16 protein-coding genes are annotated in these 20,188 nt (G+C 61.9%); 8 read left to right on the forward strand and 8 right to left on the reverse strand.

Going from position 1 to position 20,188, the window contains the following annotated elements:
* The first annotated feature begins 40 nt into the window (after window positions 1-40).
* The gene (locus B3B04_RS06905; RefSeq protein WP_292041324.1) at window positions 41-790 is read left to right on the forward strand and encodes a sulfite exporter TauE/SafE family protein; all 750 of its coding nucleotides are present in this window, start codon (window positions 41-43) and stop codon (window positions 788-790) included.
* Window positions 791-853: 63 nt separating this feature from the next.
* Here the strand turns inward: B3B04_RS06905 and B3B04_RS06910 are convergent, their stop codons facing one another.
* The 7 genes from B3B04_RS06910 to B3B04_RS06940 all read right to left on the reverse strand — a co-directional run bounded on the left by B3B04_RS06910 (window position 854) and on the right by B3B04_RS06940 (window position 11,271).
* The gene (locus B3B04_RS06910) at window positions 854-1,522 is read right to left on the reverse strand and encodes a GntR family transcriptional regulator (RefSeq protein WP_292041326.1); all 669 of its coding nucleotides are present in this window, start codon (window positions 1,520-1,522) and stop codon (window positions 854-856) included.
* Between the two features lie 96 nt (window positions 1,523-1,618).
* Window positions 1,619-2,617 carry a 4-hydroxyproline epimerase gene (locus B3B04_RS06915; RefSeq protein WP_292041327.1) on the reverse strand — a complete coding sequence of 333 codons (999 nt, stop codon included), beginning with the start codon at window positions 2,615-2,617 and terminating at the stop codon, window positions 1,619-1,621.
* 12 nt (window positions 2,618-2,629) lie between these two features.
* Complete coding sequence (locus tag B3B04_RS06920) at window positions 2,630-3,559, reverse strand: dihydrodipicolinate synthase family protein (protein ID WP_292041329.1); 930 nt, start codon at window positions 3,557-3,559, stop codon at window positions 2,630-2,632.
* Between the two features lie 142 nt (window positions 3,560-3,701).
* Window positions 3,702-6,608: a TonB-dependent receptor plug domain-containing protein gene (locus B3B04_RS06925; protein WP_292041330.1), complete on the reverse strand. Its 2,907-nt coding sequence runs from the start codon at window positions 6,606-6,608 to the stop codon at window positions 3,702-3,704.
* A gap of 262 nt (window positions 6,609-6,870) precedes the next feature.
* Window positions 6,871-8,313, reverse strand: a complete 1,443-nt coding sequence (locus B3B04_RS06930) for an aldehyde dehydrogenase family protein (RefSeq protein WP_292041331.1) — start codon at window positions 8,311-8,313, stop codon at window positions 6,871-6,873.
* 53 nt (window positions 8,314-8,366) lie between these two features.
* Window positions 8,367-10,175, reverse strand: coding sequence for a DUF885 family protein (locus B3B04_RS06935; protein ID WP_292041333.1), 1,809 nt, complete (start codon window positions 10,173-10,175; stop codon window positions 8,367-8,369).
* Between the two features lie 67 nt (window positions 10,176-10,242).
* Window positions 10,243-11,271 (reverse strand): Ldh family oxidoreductase, encoded by a 1,029-nt coding sequence (locus tag B3B04_RS06940; RefSeq protein ID WP_292041335.1) that lies wholly within the window; start codon window positions 11,269-11,271, stop codon window positions 10,243-10,245.
* Between the two features lie 319 nt (window positions 11,272-11,590).
* Here B3B04_RS06940 and B3B04_RS06945 point away from each other — a divergent pair, with 319 nt between their 5' ends.
* Window positions 11,591-12,763 (forward strand): acetyl-CoA C-acyltransferase, encoded by a 1,173-nt coding sequence (locus tag B3B04_RS06945; protein ID WP_292041337.1) that lies wholly within the window; start codon window positions 11,591-11,593, stop codon window positions 12,761-12,763.
* A 58-nt stretch (window positions 12,764-12,821) separates the two neighbouring features.
* On the opposite strand, the gene ligD is transcribed toward B3B04_RS06945, so the two are convergent.
* Window positions 12,822-15,299 carry a DNA ligase D gene (gene ligD / locus B3B04_RS06950; RefSeq protein ID WP_292041339.1) on the reverse strand — a complete coding sequence of 826 codons (2,478 nt, stop codon included), beginning with the start codon at window positions 15,297-15,299 and terminating at the stop codon, window positions 12,822-12,824.
* A gap of 118 nt (window positions 15,300-15,417) precedes the next feature.
* On the opposite strand from ligD, the gene B3B04_RS06955 reads away from it, so the two are divergent.
* From B3B04_RS06955 to B3B04_RS06980, 6 genes are all read left to right on the forward strand, one after another.
* A complete protein-coding gene (locus B3B04_RS06955; protein WP_292041340.1) occupies window positions 15,418-15,651 on the forward strand; it encodes a DUF5961 family protein in 234 nt (77 codons plus the stop codon).
* Between the two features lie 73 nt (window positions 15,652-15,724).
* Window positions 15,725-16,585 (forward strand): Ku protein, encoded by an 861-nt coding sequence (locus B3B04_RS06960; RefSeq protein ID WP_292041342.1) that lies wholly within the window; start codon window positions 15,725-15,727, stop codon window positions 16,583-16,585.
* A gap of 6 nt (window positions 16,586-16,591) precedes the next feature.
* Window positions 16,592-17,611, forward strand: coding sequence for a DNA topoisomerase IB (locus B3B04_RS06965; RefSeq protein WP_292041344.1), 1,020 nt, complete (start codon window positions 16,592-16,594; stop codon window positions 17,609-17,611).
* Between the two features lie 132 nt (window positions 17,612-17,743).
* Window positions 17,744-18,637 carry an SDR family oxidoreductase gene (locus B3B04_RS06970; RefSeq protein WP_292041346.1) on the forward strand — a complete coding sequence of 298 codons (894 nt, stop codon included), beginning with the start codon at window positions 17,744-17,746 and terminating at the stop codon, window positions 18,635-18,637.
* A 13-nt stretch (window positions 18,638-18,650) separates the two neighbouring features.
* Window positions 18,651-19,466, forward strand: coding sequence for a TIGR02587 family membrane protein (locus B3B04_RS06975; RefSeq protein ID WP_292041349.1), 816 nt, complete (start codon window positions 18,651-18,653; stop codon window positions 19,464-19,466).
* On the forward strand, window positions 19,463-19,858 hold the full coding sequence (locus B3B04_RS06980) for a hypothetical protein (RefSeq protein ID WP_292041351.1): 396 nt from the start codon (window positions 19,463-19,465) through the stop codon (window positions 19,856-19,858). Before B3B04_RS06975 ends, B3B04_RS06980 begins: the two co-directional genes overlap by 4 nt.
* Window positions 19,859-20,188 lie beyond the last annotated feature (330 nt).

Below are 20,188 nucleotides of genomic sequence, written 5' to 3' on the forward strand. Positions count from 1 at the left end.
GCAGGCAAGGCCCAACGTCGAGGGCATTGCGGTGGGGGCCGTGGCCAATTTTTTCGACGCTCTGGGTATCGGGTCTTTTGCGCCAACCACGGCCTATCTGCGGTTTCGCAAACTGATCCCTGACAGCTTTCTGCCTGCGGTGCTGAATGCCGGACACTGCCTGCCCACGGTGGCGCAGGGGCTGGTGTTCATTCACATGGTGGTGGTTGATCCGGTGCTGCTGATTGCCTGTATCGCCGCGTCGGTCGTGGGGGCGCTGATTGGTGCGCCGATCGTGCTGAAACTGCCGGTGAAGGCGGTGCAGATCGTGGTGGGTACGGCCCTGCTGATCGCGGCAGGCCTTTATGCCATGACCAATCTGAACTTGATGCCTGCGGGCGGCGAGGCCGTCTCTCTGGAAGGCCACCTGTTCTACATCGCCATTGCCGCCCACGTGGTGATGGGCGCGCTGATGAGCTTTGGCATCGGCCTGTATGCGCCTTCGCTGATCATGCTCAGCCTGATGGGCATGAACCCCACGGCGGCATTCCCGATCATGATGGGGGCCTGTGCCTTCCTGATGCCGGTGTCGGGCCTGCGCTTTATCAAGAGCGATCGCATCGACCTGAAACTGGTGCTGGGCATGGCGCTGGGCGGTATTCCGGCAGTGCTGCTGGCGGCCTTTGTGGTGACCTCTCTGCCGCTGACGGTCATGCGCTGGGGCGTGGTGGTGGTTGTGCTATATGCGGCGGTATCGCTGCTGCACACAGCTCTGAAAAGGAAACGCGCGGCGCTCGCCGTCAGCGCCTAAAATACAAAACGGGCAGAAAGCGATTTCTGCCCGTTTTATTTTGTACCGTTCTCTCGGCGCTGATCAGGCCGCGTTATGGGCCTGACTGAACTCGTCGCGCAGATCTTCCAGCGTGTTTTGCAGGTGGCTGGTGATCAGGGCGCGCACCGTATCGGGATCGCGGGTCAGCCAGGCGCCGAGAATTTCGTGGTGCTGGTCGGCGGCTGTTTCGTGGCGGCCTTTGAACTCGAGGTGCTTGCGCACATAGCGATCGGCCATGATGTGCAGGCGCGACACGATGCCCGCGGTGATGGTGTTATGGCCGGGCTGGGTCAGGGCCATGTGGAAGGCGCGGTTCAATGGGCCGACTTGCGGCGAGCGCGCAGCGGCGGCGGCATCCAGCTGAACCAGAATATCCTTGGCGGCCTGACGCTCCTTGTCATTGGCGGCCAGACAGGCCTCGGCCGAGGCATCGGGCTCCAGCTTAAGGCGCAGGGCGTAAATCTCTTCGGCTTCCTGCGACGACATGGCACGGACAAAGAAGCCGCGATTGGCGTGCGAGACGACCAGACCGTCCTGTTCCAGACGCACTAAGGCTTCGCGGACCGGAATCTTGGACACGTTCAGTTCGCTGGCCAGAGCATCCTGACGTATGGGGACGTTTTGCTCGATAGCGCCGGACAAAATCATGTCGCGGACCACCTCGACAAGGCGGTCAGACAGGGTGCGAACTTCGAACGGATTAGTAGCCATGGTTTAGTATACCAAGTCACAGTGTCATCCGCGAGACCGTACGCACCGGGCTAACAAAAAAGGCCACGAACGCTATGCGCCGTGACCCTTGCTGTTTCAGACGACCTGAAAACCCTTCCAGAAGGTGTCCTGCCGGTCGATCCAGATGGTGTTGAAACCTGTCGAGATGGCTGAACCCTCGATGGAGGGGATGATGGCTTTATGCTCGCCCAGAGTGGTTTCGGCCTCGACCCGTCCGATGAAGCGGCTCTTGATATAGCTTTCATGGACAAAGGCATCGCCGACCTTCAACCGTCCCTTGGCATGCAGATGCGCCATACGGGCCGAGGTGCCGGTACCGCACGGGCTGCGGTCGATGGCCTTGTCGCCATAGAAGACGGCATTGCGGCCATGGGCGTCTTCGGCAGATGGCTTGTCGGCCCACAGCACATGGCTGACACCGTTGATGGACGGCTCCAGCGGATGCACCGGATGGAACTGTTCGCGCACCTTGGTGCGGACAATCTGGCTCAGTTCGATGATGCGCGAGGCCCCTAGATCATCAAGGCCCGTATAGGCCCCCTGAGGCTCGACAATGGCGTAATAGTTGCCGCCGTAGGAGACATCCACGCTGAGCGGGCCAAGGCCCGGCACATCGATCTGGATGTTTTCTGCGGCCAGATAGCTGGCGACATTCTTCAGACGGATGGAGGTGACGCGGTTGAGGTCTTCTTCATAGGTCACGTCCAGAATGCCCGCGGGCACTTCTATACGCAGTCGACCCGGCTGGCGCGGGCGGATCAGGCCGTTTTCCAGCGCAAAGGTTAGAATGCCGATGGTGCCATGGCCGCACATGGGCAGGCAGCCGCTGGTCTCGATGAACAGGATGCCGGCGTCTGTATCGTCCTGGGTGGGCGGATACAGGAAGCCGCCGCTCATCATGTCGTGGCCGCGCGGCTCGAAGCACAGCGAGGTGCGGATCCAGTCATAGCGGTCCAGAAAATCCAGACGGCGCTCGGCCATGGACTTGCCGCTGAGCAGGGGAGCCCCGCCCGCCACAAGGCGGACGGGGTTACCTGCAGTGTGACCGTCTATACAGAAAAAGACGTCCCGCATGGGTTCTGAGCCTTAGGCTGCTGCGACGGTTTTGGAGACGCCGACCGGACGGTTGGCGGCGGCCTTTTCGACCATGGCAATCACTTCCTTGCGGCGCTCGCCCGCCAGCGGCATTCGCGGCATGCGCACGCGCTCGCTGCCACGGCCCATGATCTGCTCGGCCAGCTTGATCGACTGGACCAGATCGGACACGGCATCCAGGTGCAGCATCGGCATGAACCAGCGATAGATCTCGATGGCGCGATCCAGATCGCGTTCCTTGGCGGCCTTGACCAGAGCCACAGACTCTTCGGGGAAGGCGTTGGTCAGGCCGGAAATCCAGCCGCAAGCCCCCAGCAGCAGGCCTTCCAGCGCCACGTCATCCAGACCCACCAGCACCTTATAGCGGTCGCCCAGTTCGTTGATGATGTCGGTGATGCGGCGTGAGTCCGGCGCGCTTTCTTTCACGGCGACGATGTTCGGCACATCGGCCAGACGCTTCAGGTCGCTGTTGTTGACGCCGACGCGATAGATGGTCGGGTTGTTGTACAGCATGATCGGCAGCGAGGTGGCGGCGGCCACAGCACGGAAGTGGGCTTCCAGCTCTTCCGGCGTCGGCACATAGACCATGGCTGGCAGCAGCATCAGGGCGTCGGCCCCCAGCTTTTCGGCATCGCGGGCATAGGCCGCGGCGCGCTCGGTGGTCAGCTCGCTGACGCCGGTGATGATCGGCACGCGACCGTTGGACGTCTCGATGGCGGCGCTGAGGACCTTGCGCTTTTCATCGGCATCCAGAGAGTTGTTTTCGCCGACCGTGCCCAACGAGATAATACCGTCCACGCCGTCGCGGATCAGCGCATCCAGCACCTTTTGGGTCGCGTCGATATCGACGCTGTAATCGGTCGCGAATTGCGTCGTGGCTGCCGGAATGACTCCGTTCCAGTCCATGTTTACGCCCGCCATAACTAAGCCTCCATATAAGATAGTATACGGTATCTGATTTATATAAGGGAGATCAAGCCGCCTTTCGTATTCGGACCTGAAATCCGTATACGAAAAACGGCACCGCGATAGTCGCGGTGCCGCCCTTGTCGTTGCCTGAGCGTTAGAAGCGTGCGCGCACGCCGATGAAGCCGTAGCGGCCAATCGGGTCGTACAGGGTGACATCGGTGTTGGAATCGCCGCCGTGGGCTTGGCCCAGAATGCGCGGCTCCTGATCCAGCAGGTTGTTGATGCCGCCGAACACCTCGAACCGGTCAGACAGGGTGTAGGAGGCCGACAGGTCCCAATAGGTCACGGTATCGGCGTCGATGTTCGCGCCGTTTACGCCTGCCATAGGCTCCAGCTTGTCGATGTAGCGGAACTGGTTGCGCAGCGTGAACGGACCGGACAGGTAGGAGACACCCAGATTAGCCTTGAAGGCCGGAGTGCCGCCCGCACCCATACGGGTGCAGGTGCCATAGTAGCCCGCGCAGTCGATAGGCTGGGCGCCGATCAACTGGTTGACGCGCTCGAACATCCAGTTCGAGTGCAAGGTGATGCTGAGGTCTGCACCGTGGTTGGCCAGACCCAGCGTCTCCGGCAGCGCGGTACCCCAGTCTGCCGACAGGTCGACGCCTTCGACGGACAGAGAGCCGATATTGCTGCTGGAGGCGTTGACCTCGAACACTTCACCATTGCCCGGGATGCGGGTGATGGCCTGACACGGGGCCGAGTTAATATCCAGCAACTGGTAGCAGACGCGCAGGGTGTCGGCGGCACTGAGGGTCGCCACAGCGTCCTCGACCTCGATCTTGAAATAGTCGACGGCGACGTTCAGGCGCGAGATCCACGGCACGCGGGCCACAAAGCCGGCAGTGAAGGTTTCCGAGGTTTCTTCCTGCAGGTTGGGGTTACCGCCCGAGCGCTGGTTGAAGCCCAGAGCCGTCGGGACAAAGTTGTCGATGGCATTGGCCGGCACGCCTTGCTGGACGCACAGGGCCTTCTGTGCGGCAGATGGATTGCTGGCAGCCGCGCACGGATCATTACCGGCGTTAAAGCCGACCGAGACGGGGGCATACAGTTCGCTGATCGACGGGGCGCGGTTGGCCACGTTGTAGGCGGTACGGAAACGCAGCCAGTCGATCGGAGCCCATTCCAGACCGGCCTTCCACGTGGTGGAGCCGCCGAAGTTGGAATAGTCCGAAAAGCGGACAGCGCCCTCGAACGACAGTTCATCGGCAAACTGCACACCCGTCAGGATCGGCACACGCAGCTCGCCGAACAGCTCGGTGACCTCATAGCCACCAGCGGTCACGCCGCGCGAGGATGAACCGTATTCGCGGGCTAGATCGGTCGCACCCGGCTGGTACTGGTAGTCGTCCTTTCGATATTCGAAGCCAACCGCGGTCGAGACCGGACCGGCAGGCAGTTCGAACAGCTCGCCGGCGATGGAGCCCCCGAAGACGGTCCGTTCGAACTCGTCGCTGGACGAGCGGTGCGGGGTGATAAAGGCGGCGGCTTCGGCGTTGAAGGCATTCAGGCCGAACGGGTTCACCGGCACACAGCCCAGGATCGGATTGGCGCAGACGACCTGACCCTGACCGTTGATCGTGGTGTTCAATCCCAGACCCAGACGGGCAGGGGACATCATACCCTCGACCGTCTCGTCCGTACGCGAGCGCTGGTACTGGGCGAACACTTCCCAATTCCATGCATTGCTGCCCAGATCAAAGCTGCCCTTCAGGCCGCCCGTGGTGCCGACGGTGGTACGCTCGAATGCGAAATTACGCAGGCCCAGCTCGTCAAAGCGGCGCAGGATGCCGCCTGCGATGCGGGCGTTGCCGGTACCGTTCGGGTCGAAGATGGCCGCGTTGTTGACGAACAACTGGCGCACCGCGTCCGGCAGAACCGGGTTGGTCGCATAGTTGACGACCTCGAAATAGGACTGGTCCGGCGTCAGAACGTTCAGCGAGTCAGAGGCCTGCTGATAGTTGTTCTGGGTGTTGACGTAGTGGAACTCGGCAAAGGCCTCGACGCGGTCGCTGACCTGATAGTTGACCAGACCGGTGAACTGCTGGCGCTCGAACGGACGCAGCAGGAAGTTGCCGTCGGCATAGTTGAAGGTGTCTTCCGGCGAGCAGTACTGGAGCACCTGACCGTTTTCACCAAAACGGATGGCGTTTTGCGGAGCGGTACAGGACGGATTGCGCGGCAGCACGCCTGCGCCATTGCCTACGTTCAGCGAGGCCAGCTGGGCGGCGCTCAGTGCAATACGGCCACCGGGGATGTTGCCCGAGCCGGTGACGCCCATAGTGTTGGAATCCAGCGGAATTCGCGAGAACTCGCGGTCTTCCATCATGACACCGTCACGGGTCAGATAGTTTCCGTGCAGGATCAGGCTGCCCCGGCCATCGGCAAAGGACGTGCCGAAGGTCAGATCATATTTGTGGCTGGCGGCATCGCCTTCGAAGGCCTGACCATATTGATAGCCCGCCTCGATGCCATCGATGTCGTCGCGCAGGATGAAGTTGACCGCACCGGCGATGGCGTCCGAGCCATAAACTGCCGAGGCACCGCCGGTGATGATTTCGACGCGCTTGACCAGGGCGCTGGGCACGGTGCCCAGATCGACATTGCCCGAGCCGTTAGCGGGAATGAAGCGGCGGCCATTGACCAGCGTCAGGGTGCGGTTGGCCCCGAGACCGCGCAGGTTGGCCGTCAGCACGCCCGAGCCACCGCCCGAGTTCACGCTGGAAGTGTTACCCGCTGACAGTTGCGGCAGTTCGTTGACGACGGACTCAATGGTGGTCGCGCCCGAGTTCGTGATGTCTTCCTGACCGACGACCGTAATCGGGCTGGGTGCGCTGAGATCCGGACGCGCCAGTCGCGAACCGGTGACGACGATGTCGTCCACCGAAGTGGTTTCCTGCGCCGTGGCGCTGCCGGCGGTGAAAACAACCCCCAGCGCCACGGCACCGGAGAGGAAGGAAGTCGCGCGAAGAAGGCTTCGCGTCTGCTGACGTCTAAACATGAACTCGCCCCTCATTGCGGTCCTTTGCGGACCCTTGTGATCGGGGCCGCATAGCCGCGACCCCTTCCGTTGATGCGCCGAGCAACCAGACGCAACGGGGCGACCAGAGCCTGCGCATCGACGATATATAATACCGTATACGAAATACGTTATCCTATATCAGTGTTGTGTCAATAAGCGGGCCAGAGAGGGTGTCAAAAATTAACCTAAGCTTTTTCCGTGGCTTATAATAAAATCCCCGCCGAAGGGCGGGGATTTGTGATCAGTAGGCCGAATAACTCGTCTTGGTCTGGGTAAAGAACTCCGCGGCGGCGAAGCCCTGCTCCCGGGCTCCGTAGCTGGAGCCTTTGATGCCGCCAAAGGGCACGTGATAGTCCACACCGGCGGTCGGCAGATTGACCATGGTCATGCCCACCTTGGCGCGCTTCTGGAAGTCGCGGGCATGTTTCAGCGACTGGGTCACGATACCGGCAGACAGGCCGAACTCGGTGTTGTTGGCCGTCTCGAGCGCGTTTTCATACGACTTCACGCGGATGACCGAGGCGACAGGGCCGAACACTTCTTCGATGTTGATGCGCTGCTGCGGATCGGTGTCGGTGATTAGGGTCGGTTGGACGTACCAGCCCTCATGTTCCAGCGACAGGCGCTCGCCACCTGCATGGATGGTGGCCCCTTCGCTGCGGGCGATGTCGATATAGCGGTATGAGGTCTCGCGCTGGGCCTCGCTGACGGCCGGACCGACCTGGGTGTTCGGGTTCAGGGCGTGGCCGACACGGATGGCAGAAACCTTTTCGGCCAAGCGGTCGATGAAGTCTTGATAGATGCCGTCCTGTACGATCAGGCGGCTGGAAGCGGTGCAGCGCTGGCCGGTCTGGAAGAAAGAGCCGTCCAAAGCGATAGCCACGGCCTTGTCCAGATCGGCATCGTCCAGAACGATCAGCGGGTTCTTGCCGCCCATCTCCAGCTGGACGCGCGCCTGACGGCTGGCCGCACCCGCCGCCACGCCAGCGCCCACGGCTTGCGAGCCGGTGAAGCTGATGCCGCTGATGCCCTTGTGGTCGACCATGGCCTGACCGACGTGGCCGCGACCCACAACCATGTTCAGCACGCCCTTGGGCAGGCCCGCTTCATGCAAGATGGCCACCAGAGCCTCGGCGGTGGCGGGGGTCAGACCCGCAGGCTTAAGCACCACGGTGTTGCCGAAGGCCAGCGCCGGCGCGATCTTCCACGCCGGAATGGCGATAGGGAAGTTCCACGGCGTGATCAGACCATAGACGCCGACGGCCTGACGATAGGTCTGGACCTCGACGCCCGGACGGGTGGAGGCCAGATTCTGGCCGTGCAGGCGCAGGGCCTCGCCCGCGAAATACTTGAGGATACGGGCGGCGCGCATGGTCTCGCCAATGCCTTCGGGCAGGGTCTTGCCCTCTTCGCGGGCCAGCAGGGTGCCCAGAGCCTCGCGGCGCTCCATCATAAGATTGGAGGCGCGGTCCAGAATATCCGAGCGGACTTCCGGAGAGGCGTCCGACCATCCGTCAAAAGCCTTGGTGGCGGCATCGACAGCGGCATCCACCTCGGCCACGCCACCGTCAGGAGCCACGGCCACCACATCGGAAATATCCGACGGGTTAAGGCTTTCGGACGACAGATCACCGGCGACTTTTTCGCCGTTGATCCAGTGCGTCAGTTCGATTGTTTGGGTCATGGCTTAATCCTGAACTGGGGAAGCGTAGTGTCTGTGGGGGTGACCCCGCGAGCTTAGCTCACGGGGCCGGTGTAGAAGCGCCACTGGGTCTTGTAATCGGGACCGAGCGGCAGGTTGAGCAGGCGGGCGCGGATCATCTCGACCGGCATCGGGCCCAACTGCATAACAGCGTCGTGGTATTCCTTCTCGGTCATACGACCGCTGTCCACAAGCTCGCGGCGCAGGGCGTAGAACTGTAGCCCGCCGATCATATAGGCCGACTGATAGAAGGGGGCGTCGATGGTGGTGCGGCGCACCTCGGCCTCGGCGTTGGCGTATTCGTGGCCGACTTCCTTGACCAGATAGTCGGTCGCCTGCTGCGGGGTCCATTCGCCCATCTGGTACTTCAGCGAGAAGACGATGCGCGCGGCGCGGTGCAGGCGCCAGAACAGCATGCCGATACGGTCCGCGTCGTTACGGGCAAAGTCCTTGTCCCACAGGATCATTTCCCAATACAGCGCCCAGCCTTCGCGCCAGACCGGCGTATTGGTCAGCGGCGTGCGGTGGGTGTTGAAGCGGTCATTCATGAACTTCTGCATGTGGTGACCGGGGATCAGTTCGTGGTGCACCGTGGCGAAGTTGAAGTGCGGGGTGTTGCCGCGCATGGACATCATCTTGTCCTGATGCGTCATGCCGTCGGTCGGATAGGACAGACGGGTCACCTCGCCCCCCGAGAAGAAGGGGTTGATTAGCTGACGCTCGGGCGTCTGCATCGCCAAGCGCCAGATCTCGCGCGACAAGGCGGGCATGGTGACGCTGTCATCACGCTCGACGAACTCTTCGGAATATTTGGCAATGTCGAAGATGGCCCACGGCACCTCGCCGGGCGCAGGCGCGAGGTTCTTCACATGCTCCAGCGCCGCGTGCCAGTCGTCGCCATAGCCCATGCGGTTGGAGACGACCTTCATTTCGCGCACGATCCACGCGAACTCCTGCTGGCCGATATCGATCAGCTCTTCGACGGTGTAAGGCAGCATCTCCAGTTGCAGGTCGGCTTGCAGGCCTTGGGCCAGCACGGGGTCACCGATGATCGGCGGCTGCTCGCCATCGCGGATGCCGACCAGATGGCGGTTCAGCGTCTGGGCGTATTTGACCAGCGCGGCATCCAGACGGGCATAGGGCTCGCGTACCCACCACGAATAGTCGGGGTCATAGCCGTCATAGAAGGTGTTGTAGTCCGACAGGATGGTGCGCAGGTGCTCGATCTGGATGGCTGCTCGGCGGGCCGAGACGGGCGTCACGCCATCGATGCGGGCCGTGCCGTTGTTGCGGGCAGCCGACTCTTCGACATTGCGGGTCAGTTGGGCGACCTCGGCAGCGATCTGGTCCAGCTGACCTGCGGCCTCGCGGGCATTGACGCGGTTGCGGTCGAAGCGGGCTTCCTGAAGAGCGCCCAGCTTGTTGGAGAAGGGCAGTAGCGGCGCAATCTGCTGGGCGCGGTCGTCGCTCAGCTTCAGCATCGCCTGATCATGGGTGATGCGGTTGCGTAAGGTAATGAAGTCGATGCGGCCTTCGGCGTTCAGGGCGTTGAAATCGGTCTGGGTCAGACGCTCGGCCCACGCCGCATAGAAAGCCTGAAGACGGGCAGAGCGCACTGGCGACATCTGCACCGGATAGCGGCGCTCGATAGCGGCCTTGTCCTGCAGATAGCGCTCTACGGCGGTGCGCAGATTGCTTTCATTATTGGCGAAGGCGATCAGTGAACCGATGACCGGCGGATCGTCGCTCCACGCCTGCTGGTTCTGGTACTGGGTGGTTTGGGCCTGAGCCGCGCCCGCGATCAACACGGCGGCAGCAACAGTCCCCATCAGAAACTTGTTCATCTCAACACTCCCCTCTCATTTGGTATACGATATACGTATTTCAAAGGGAGTGTCGAGAGAGGCGGGCTTATAAATCGAGCGCTGTGATGCGATCGTACAGGCTTTGCGGCACGCGCACGCCGTCGGCCAGACTGCGCTGACGGGCTTCGAAACGCCGTTGCGAGGGCAGGCGGGCCCCCTGATCGGCGAAGGCCGCAAACAGCTGTTCGGCGCGCGCCGACTGGGTTTCCAGATCGCCGCCGCCGAGCAGGCCCGGGTCGAACGCCAGAACCAGTTCCCCGTGCATGGGGGCCAGCTTCTGGTTGTCGTCGAACGCCATGGACTGAAGGCTTGTCAGATCGCCGATCAGCGGACCGGCCATCAGCTCGATCATGGTCGACAGGGCCGAGCCCTTATGGCCGCCAAACGTCAGCATGGCTCCGTCCAGTGCCTCGCGGGCGACGGTGGTCGGGTTGCCGTCCTTGTCCACGCCCCAGCCCTCGGGGATGGGCTTGCCCGCGATGTCGTGCAGCGCCAGATCTCCGCGCGCAATGGCGCTGGTGGCAAAGTCGAAGACGTAAGGATTGGGGCCCGGACGCGGCCAGCCAAAGGCCATGGGATTGGTGCCCAGCAGTCCGCGCTTGCCACCGGCGGGGGCCACCCACGCATGGCTGGGCGTCATGGCCAAGGCCGCCACACCGCGCTGGGTCAGTGCCTCGACCTCCGGCCACAGGGCCGAGAAGTGAAAGCAGTTGTTGATGGCCAATGCGGCGATGCCGCTCTGTTTGGCCTTGGCCGCCAATGCATCCACGGCTTGATCAAACGCCAGCACCGAATAGCCGAACTTGGCGTCGGCCTTCAGCAGGGCAGGGGTCACATCCTTAATGTCAGGCTTGGCGTCTTTATTGAGCTTGCCCGATTGAATGGTCTGCACACAGCCCGGCAGGCGATACAGACCGTGGGAGCGGCATTCGTCGCGCTCGCCTGCCGTGATCACCTTGGCCACCGAGGTCGCCTGATCCTCGGCCAGGCCCGCCGCCGTCAGGACTTTGAACGACAGTTCATAGACCTCTTGCACCGACAGGCAGGTGTACGCCTCGGTATCAAACAGACTCATCGATGATCCTCCTATCGATTGTGCGGGAGAGGTAACGCCTGACACTTTGATGCGCCCCAAGCTGTCTCGTAGCTGTGGCCCAGCGAGGGTAAGACGTGAACACCTGATCGTATAATAAATACTATATGTCCTTATCAAGGTGATTACCACCCTGACCTTTGCGCTTTGCCTCGGGGGGCGCGTTGGGGATCAGCAGGTCATTGCCAACTGGGCCAAGGTCGTGGATCGTGGGGCGAGACTATACCCGCGTTCGGTTTTCAACAGGCCACGCAAGAGCTGGCCGCAGCCGGTGTGTCCGGCAGTCACGGTGCGATAAATCATGAGAGAAGCCGTCATCGTCTCCACCGCGCGCACGCCGATTGGCCGTGCCTATCGTGGAGCTTTCAACGACACCCCTTCGCCGACGCTGGCAGGCCATGCGCTGCGTGTGGCCGCCGATCGCGCCGGACTTGAAGGCGGCGAGATCGAGGATGTGCTGCTGGGCTGTGCCATGCCGCAGGGCTATCAGCATACCATCGGCCGCAATGCTGTGCTGGCAGCCGGTTTCCCTGTGTCCGTCGCGGGCATGACGCTGGATCGCCAGTGCGCGTCCGGCCTGATGGCCGTGGCTACGGCGGCCAAGCAGATCATCACCGACCAGATGCAGATCACTGTCGGCGGTGGCGTGGAGTCCATCTCTCTGGTGCAGACGCTGGAGATGCGCGTGCAGAGCGATCCGACGGTGCTGAAGAACGCGCCGGACGCCTATATCACCATGCTGAACACCGCCGAGATCGTCGGTCAGCGCTATGGCATCACTCGCGCCGAGTGCGACGAATACGGCCTGATCTCGCAACAGCGCACGGCGGCGGCCTATGAGGACGGTGCCTATGCTGACGAACTGGCCCCGCTGGCCTCGCGCCAGAAGGTGGTCGACAAGGCGACGGGCGAGGTGTCCTATAAGGACGTGACCCTGACCAAGGACGAGGGCTTCCGTCCCGAAACCACGCTGGAAGGTCTGCAAGGCCTGCGCGAAGTCATTCCGGGCGGCATCGTTACGGCAGGCAACGCCAGCCAGCTGTCGGACGGGGCCTCGGCCAATGTGCTGATGGAGGCCAAGGAGGCCGAACGCCGGGGTCTGCAACCGCTGGGCCGCTATGTCGGCATGGCTGTCGCGGGCGTGGAGCCGGACGAAATGGGTATCGGTCCGGTCAAGGCGGTGCCGCCGCTGCTGGAGCGTTTTGGCCTGACGGTCGATGACATCGACCTGTGGGAGCTGAACGAGGCCTTCGCTGTACAGGTGCTGTACTGCCAGAAGATTCTGGGCATTCCGCTGGAGAAGATGAACGTTAACGGCGGTGCCATCTCCATCGGCCACCCCTATGGCATGTCCGGTTCGCGCATGGTGGGCCACATCCTGATCGAAGGCCGCCGTCGCAAGGCCCGATATGGCGTGGTGACCATGTGTATCGGTGGCGGCATGGGCGCAGCGGGTCTGTTCGAAATCCTGTAAGCGCGCGCATACGACGTGACGATCAGACGGCTCCGAACCTGTCTCGGAGCCGTTTTCGTTACAGGGTGTCGATGCGATATTTGTGGGGGTCCAGACCCTTGCGGACCTGTGTCCATTTCACGGGCATGGAGACCGGAGCGCCGGGGCGGCCTCGGGGAGAGTAGGGGGCGACGGCGGTGGCTTTGCGGTCGTTACGCAGATAGTCGATGAAGATGCGTCCTTCGCGCGCCTTCTTGGACATGCTGATCAAATATTTGTCGGGAGCCTCGGCGGCCATGACACGCGAAAACTCGCGCGCGAAGGCCTTGGCTTCGGCCCAATCCATGTCGAAATGTTCGATGTAGGTGGTGACGTGCAGCCCTTTGCCGCCGGTGGTTTTGCAGTGGCTGTCCAGCCCCAGATCCTTGAGCCGATCACGCACCTCCTTGGCGGCGGCGATGACCTCGTCGAACGAAACCTCCGGCGCGGGGTCGAGGTCGAATATCAGTCGCTCGGCCTTTTCCGGCTTGAAGGGCACACAGTTCCACGGGTGGATTTCCACGGCAGCAAATTGGGCTGCCGCGATCAGGCCCTCGACCGTATCGATACGGATATAGGGTTTGGGATCGCCTTTGATCTCGACCGCCTCGATCAGCGGCGACTGACCTTTGACCGGATGGCGCTGGAAGAAAGACTGCCCCTCGATGCCGTCCGGCATGCGGATAATGGAGCAGGGCCGACCCTTGATGTGCTCCAGCATTTTCTCGCCAACGCGCTCGTAGTATTCGGCCAGATCGCGCTTGGTGATGGCGGGGGTGTCTTTGGTGGCGGGCCACAGCACCTTGTCAGGGCTGGTCAGTCGTACATTGCGCAAGGGGGCTGCCGAGTGGGCAGGTTTGGCGGAAGAAGGCTTGGCCACGGCGGCGGGCGTGTCCAGTTCTACATCCTTGGCGGCCTTGTCTTCGCGTAGGCCTTTGAACGATGCCTGACGGATGGCACCTGTGCCGGTAAAGCCCTCGAAGGCAATCTCTGCGACCAGAACGGGCTTTACCCAATGAACGCCGGCAATTGTTTCGGGGCCGTCTGGAAAGGGGCTTTTGTCCGTCTCGACTGCCTTGAGTTTGGGCATGATCTGCTCGACCGTCTTGCGGCTGAAGCCGGTGCCGATGCGGCCGACATGGACCAGTTGTCCCTCTCGATAGACGCCAGCGATCAGTGACCGGAAGGCATCGCCCGTCGTAGCCCATCCGGCGATGACGACCTCCTGTCCCTGACGGCATTTGGATTTTACCCACGCGTCACTGCGGCCCGAGCGATATGGCGCGCTGAGCCGTTTGGAGATGATGCCTTCCAGATCAAGGCGGCAGGCCGATAGCAAAAGCGCCTGCCCCCCCGTCTGGAAATGGTCGACATAGCGGATCGATTGATCCGCCTTGGCCAGCCGCTTGGCCAGAAGGGCCTTTCGTTCGGACAGGGGTTTGTCGCGCAGGTCGCTCTTGCCATCGTGCAGCAGATCGAAGGCGTAATAGATCAGTGGCGCATCGCTCTCGCCGCCCAGAACGGCCTGCAACAGGGCAAAACTGGGCGATCCATTATCGTCCAGCGCCACTGCCTCGCCGTCGTACAGCCCGTCCTTCAGCGTCTTGGCGTCCGATGCAAAAGTGGCAAAACGGTCTGTCCAGTCCAACCCCTTTCGGGTGCGCACGGTGGCCTTGCCGTTGTCGATGCGCAGTTGCAGCCGATAGCCGTCGAACTTGATCTCATGCGCCCACGCTTCGCCCGCTGGCGGCGTGGCGATGGTGCTGGCAAGCTGCGGGGGAATAAACTCCGGCATGGCCGATGAGGGCGCGGCCTTGGCCGTTTTGGTCCTGCTCGCCATCTTCGGTGAAGTGGCTTTCTTGGGGGCAGATTTCTGCGGTTTGGGTGGCGTGCGGGGCAGGGTCATAAAGGGTTCGACCTCGGCCTGAACATGATCGGCAATCTGCTTCATCGTCCGGCCCGAGGCGGCCGATTTATCGCGATCGGACGGCCCGCCGCGATCGCCTGTCTTGGCGGCGCTGTCCCTGTGTTTGATCAGCATCCAGGGCTTGCCCTTTTCGCCCGCCTTGGGCTTCAGCCGTACCAAAACCCACGAGCCGTGCATCCGTGACCCTTCCATCACGAATTTGAGCTCGCCCTTCTCCAGATGCCGCTCGACGTCCTCAAAGCCGTGTTCCGGTATCCACAGTCCGCGGTCCCAGATCATCACTGTGCCCCCGCCGTACAGGCCCTTGGGGATGGTGCCTTCGAAGTCGCCATAGTCGAGCGGATGGTCTTCTACCGCCATGGCCAGACGTTTGTCCGCAGGGTCCAATGATGGACCTTTGGGCACGGCCCATGACAGGAAGGTGCCGCCCCACTCCAGTCGCAGATCAAAATGCAGACGGCTGGCGTCGTGCTTGTGGATCACAAAGCGCAGCTGGTCCGATGGCGCGATCTCGGCCCCTATGCCCGACGGCTCCTGCGTCTTGGAGAAGTCGCGCATCTTTTGATAGGTGGACAGGCGGGGATTGGGCATGGTGACCTCCGCCTGTGCAAACGAACGGCGAGGCTTTGCGCTCCGCCATCCACAGATTTCGTCCTGTCGGGCGAATCCTTATGGCGGGTTAGGCGTTCGGTTGAGACGGAGGATGCAGATGACGCAAACCCACGCGCCCGAACTGAACCGCTATCGCGTTACCGCGACCGGCCACCCCACCCGTATTGTCGAAGAGCCGACAGTCGAGGCCGCCGCCGTGACCTATATCGAGGACTTTGTGACCTCTCCGCCTGTGCCGGAACTGAGGCTGTGGGTCACCGATATCGACGACGGCCATCAGCACTGTTTCCTGCTGGACACCGACAGCGGCGACATTCAGGCCTGCGGCTGAGCGAACCTATTGGCGTAACGCTCGTTTGTGAATGGTCGCCACAGCGCGGCGGTTCAGGAACGAGGTTGCGATCATGGCCCCCAGACCCAGTTGGCAAGGTCATCTGAAGTTGTCGCTGGTGACGTGTCCGGTGGCGCTGTACACCGCCACATCGACCGGCGGTGACGTTCACTTCAACCTGATCAATCCCAAGACCAACAACCGGATCAAAATGGTCACCACCGATCCGGACACCGGCCCGATTTCCCGATCCGATCTGGTGAAGGGCTATGAGGTCTCCAAGGGCGAATACGTCCTGTTGACCGACGAGGAGATCAAGTCGGTCAAGCTGGAGAGCACCAAGACCATCGATATCGAGAGCTTTGTTCCGGCCAAGGATATCGACCGCTTGTACTGGGATAATCCCTACTTCCTCGCCCCCAACGGCAAGATCGGACAGGACGCCTTTACCGTCATCCGTACCGCGATGGAAAAGTCGGGCAAGATCGCTCTGGCGCGGGTGGTGATGTCGACACGCGAGCGTCTGCTGGCGCTGGAGCCGCGTGGCAAGGGCATTCTGGCCTATACGCTGCGAACGGATGACGAGGTGCGCCAGCCCGACGAGGTTTTCGGCGGCATCTCCTCGGCCAAGGCCGATGCCGACATGATCAAGATTGCCGAGAAGATTATCGAGCAAAAGGCAGGACCGTTTGATCCCAGCCAGTTCACCGACCGCTATGAAGAGGCTCTGAAGGCTCTGATTGCCGACAAGCAGAAGGGCAAGAAGCCCGCCAAGGTGACCGAGGCCAAAGAAGACAACGTGGTGGACCTCATGGCCGCCTTGCGCGCCAGTCTGGATGCCAAATCGGCCAAAGGCGCGGCCAAATCTCCCGCCAAGACCGCCAGCAAGTCGACGACGAAGACCACCCGGTCCCGCACCCGCAAAGCCGGTTAACCGGCCATGCCCCAGGTGGCCGATGAGCCGGAGGTCCCTGCCGGACTGCGATGGTGCTCGGACGAAATGGATGGCATCCGGCGCAAAAGGGCAGGGCGCGGCTTTTGCTATGTGAAACCGGACGGCACCCGCATCAGCGATAAAAAGGTGCTCGCCCGTATACGCGCTCTGGCTATCCCTCCGGCCTGGACGGACGTTTGGATCTGCCCGCGCGCGAACGGCCATATTCAGGCGACAGGACGCGACGCGAAGGGGCGCAAACAATACCGCTATCATCCTGACTGGACCGCGGCGCAGTCAGAAAACAAGTTTGCGCGCATGCCCGCCTTTGCAGCCAGACTGCCCAGGCTTGAAGCGGCTATCGAGGCGGGGCTGGCGCGGAGGCGGTTTGATCAGGAAAAGGTGGTGGCCACGGCCATGCGGCTTATGGAGTTGAGCCTGATCCGCGTCGGCAATGCCCGCTATTCGCGCGAAAACCGAAGTTATGGACTGACCACCCTGCGCAAGAGACACATAGAGGTCAGCGGTACCGAGCTGCGTGTCCGGTTTCGTGGCAAGAGCGGGATTCTACACGACCTCAGCCTTCAGGACCGCCGCTTGGCCACTGGCGTCCGACGGCTCAGCGAACTGCCGGGGCACACGCTGTTTCAATACACTGACGCGGAAGGCGAGGTGCGGCCGGTGACGTCCGACGACATCAACGCCTTCATCCGCGAACACATGGGCGAAGAGTTTTCGGCCAAGGACTTTCGCACTTGGGCGGCCACGGTCTGCGTCGCGCGGGCGCTGTGCGACACCGAGCCTCCTACTTCTCCCACGGACGCCAGACGCAAGGCCAACGCCTGCATTCGTGAGGCTGCAACCCTGTTGGGTAACACGCTGGCGGTGTGTCGCAGCGCCTATGTCCACCCCCGCGTGGTCGAGCTGTTCGAACAGGGCGAGATTGCCGAGACCCTGCCGCGCGCCAGCGCCAAATCATTCGAAAAGGCTCTGGCCAAAATGCTCAAAGCCACCCCTAGCGGTTGATGCGGAGCGTGGTTCCAGCGTGTTTGGTTCTGAGGCTTTGCAACACCTGTGCAGTGATCCGGTTTTAGCAGTCAGCATTTTGTCCGCCCACCCCGACCGCGCGAAGGCGCAGGATGATCTGGAGGTATCGATATGGATCAACGTCTGACGATGCAGGACCCCCGTTACCAATATCCGCGCCCGCCTTTTCCCGAACAGGCGCAGGGAGCACCGGGACTTGTAAAGCGCATGGTGCCCGCGCCCGACCATGGCGAGGTGTCCTATCGGGGACATGGACGGTTGGCCGGACGCAATGCGCTGATCACCGGAGGGGATTCCGGCATTGGCCGTGCCGTGGCCATCGCCTTTGCCCGCGAGGGGGCCAATGTGGCCATCAGCTATCTGCCCTCGGAGGAGGCCGACGCCTCCGAGGTGGTCGCCTTGATCGAGGCCGAAGGCGTGCTGGCGCTGGGACTTGCAGGCGATGTGCGCGACGAAGACTGGAACGCTGCGCTGGTGGAGACGACCGTAGAGGCGTTTGGCGGTCTGGACATTCTGGTGGTCAACGCCGGGCGTCAGCAGTATCGCGAAGACATCGGCGAGTTTTCGACAGAAGACTTCGACGCGACGATGAAAACCAACCTCTATGCCATGCACTGGCTGTGTCAGGCGGCGGTGCCCGTCATGCCTGAGGGGGCGGCGATCATCACCACGGCCTCCATTCAAGCCTATGACCCCAGCGACATTCTGTTGGACTATGCCACTACCAAGGGGGGCATAGTGACCTACACCAAGGCTCTGGCGAAACAGGCGATCGAAAAGGGCATTCGCGTGAACGCCGTGGCTCCCGGACCTTTCTGGACGGTGCTTCAGCCCAGCGGCGGGCAGCCCGACAAGAAGGTGAAAAACTTTGGCGCACACAGTGCCTTCGGGCGCCCCGGGCAGCCGGTGGAGATCGCGCCCGTTTACGTCCTGCTGGCCTCGCAGGAAGCCAGCTTCGTCACCGGAGAGGTGTGGGGCGTAACCGGCGGCGAAGGCGTCGGCTGATAAGGTCTTCACAGTGTCCGGCAGCCACGCCCTGAAGTCCAAACCCTCGTATGTGCGCGATCTGGGTCGCGCCTTCGGCGGCGCGCTGCTGTTTTCTCTGCCCCTGCTGATGACCATGGAGATGTGGGCGTTGGGGATGACGCTGGAGCCGTGGCGTCAGCTGCTGTTCCTGCTGGCGGGGCTGCCGGTACTTTATGGTCTGGCCCATTATGCGGGCTTCTCGGACCGCAGGGGGGTGCGCGAAAACTTGCTGGATGTGGCGGTGGCCCTGTTCGCGGCTGCCGTTCTGGCTGTCGGGCTATTGGGTCTGACGGGCAGTCTGGAAGTCGGTAATCTGCGGGTGGCGACAGGTCAGGTGACGCTGCAAATGGTCCCTGCTGCCATGGGTGCACTGGTCGCGCGAAAGCAGTTGGCCATCGGCGGATCGGAGGATCACCTGCGTCGTGGCGACTATCCGGGCGAACTGTTTTTGATGATGGCAGGGGCGCTCTATCTGGCCGCCAACCTTGCCCCGACCGAAGAGATGAAGCTGATCGCCTATCAGATCGGCCCCGTCACCTCTTTGGAGGTGATGCTGTTGTCGATGGTGCTGCTCCACGTCTTTGTTTTCGAGGTCGGGTTTGCCGGTCAGGAAGAAAAGGAGACGCCCTTGGGCGCGCTGCTGCATTTTACCGTGCCCGGCTACGCACTCTGTCTTTTGGCCAGTCTGGGGATACTGGCGGTGTTGGGCATGAATGATGGCCACGGTGCAGGGGCCATTCTCGCCAATACGGTGGTCCTGGCCTTTCCGGCGTCACTGGGGGCCGCTGTGGCGAGGTTGCTGGTATGAAGCTGTTTTCCAAAGCGCGAAAACTGTCCACGCCCGCCAAGCGGGCAGGGCCGTCGCGATTACAGATTATCGCGGCCGTGCTGGGCAGCCTGGTCATAGTCTTCTGTGTCGTGGTGCTGGTCAGCGAAAGCTTGCTCGGGAGCCGGAGCGCTGAACTGTCCGCGCGCATCCTCGAAGTCCGTCCGTATGCTGACGGTCGGCAGGTGCTGGTCGAGGTGAATAATGAGGGCGCACGCACAGCGTCCCAGGTGATGGTGTCTGCGGTGGCGTCGGGGCAGGGGTCTGATGTTACAGTCGACTATGTGCCGGCACACGGCGTGCGGCAGGCCGTTTTGACGGTCGGGAGCGACGGGCCTGTCGCTGTGAAGGTCGACAGCTGGATCTATCCCTAAGCCGTTATAATCACGGCGGAAAAGAAAAATGGTCATGCCTAGTGTCCGATATTGGACGTATGGGCGACAAAAGGACCTGACGCTTCAGTTTAAAGTCCTTACAAAACAATCATTAAGCTTAACAGCGCGCGGTTGTCCCAAAGCCGAGGCAACTGCTTTGGGTTACAGTTCGTTACCTTCACACTTCCCATGACAGTGATCGTCCACTGTCGATTGCGGCGGTTTTTTCAAGACAAACTCACTTCAAGGTCGTGTCAGCAGGCATCTGGCGTCCATCATCAATCGAAATGACCCGATGTCCGTTGAGCGTTTCATTTCTGACCGAGGGCT

The sequence above is a fragment of the Brevundimonas sp. UBA5713 genome, assembly GCF_002419815.1.
GTDB lineage: Bacteria > Pseudomonadota > Alphaproteobacteria > Caulobacterales > Caulobacteraceae > Brevundimonas.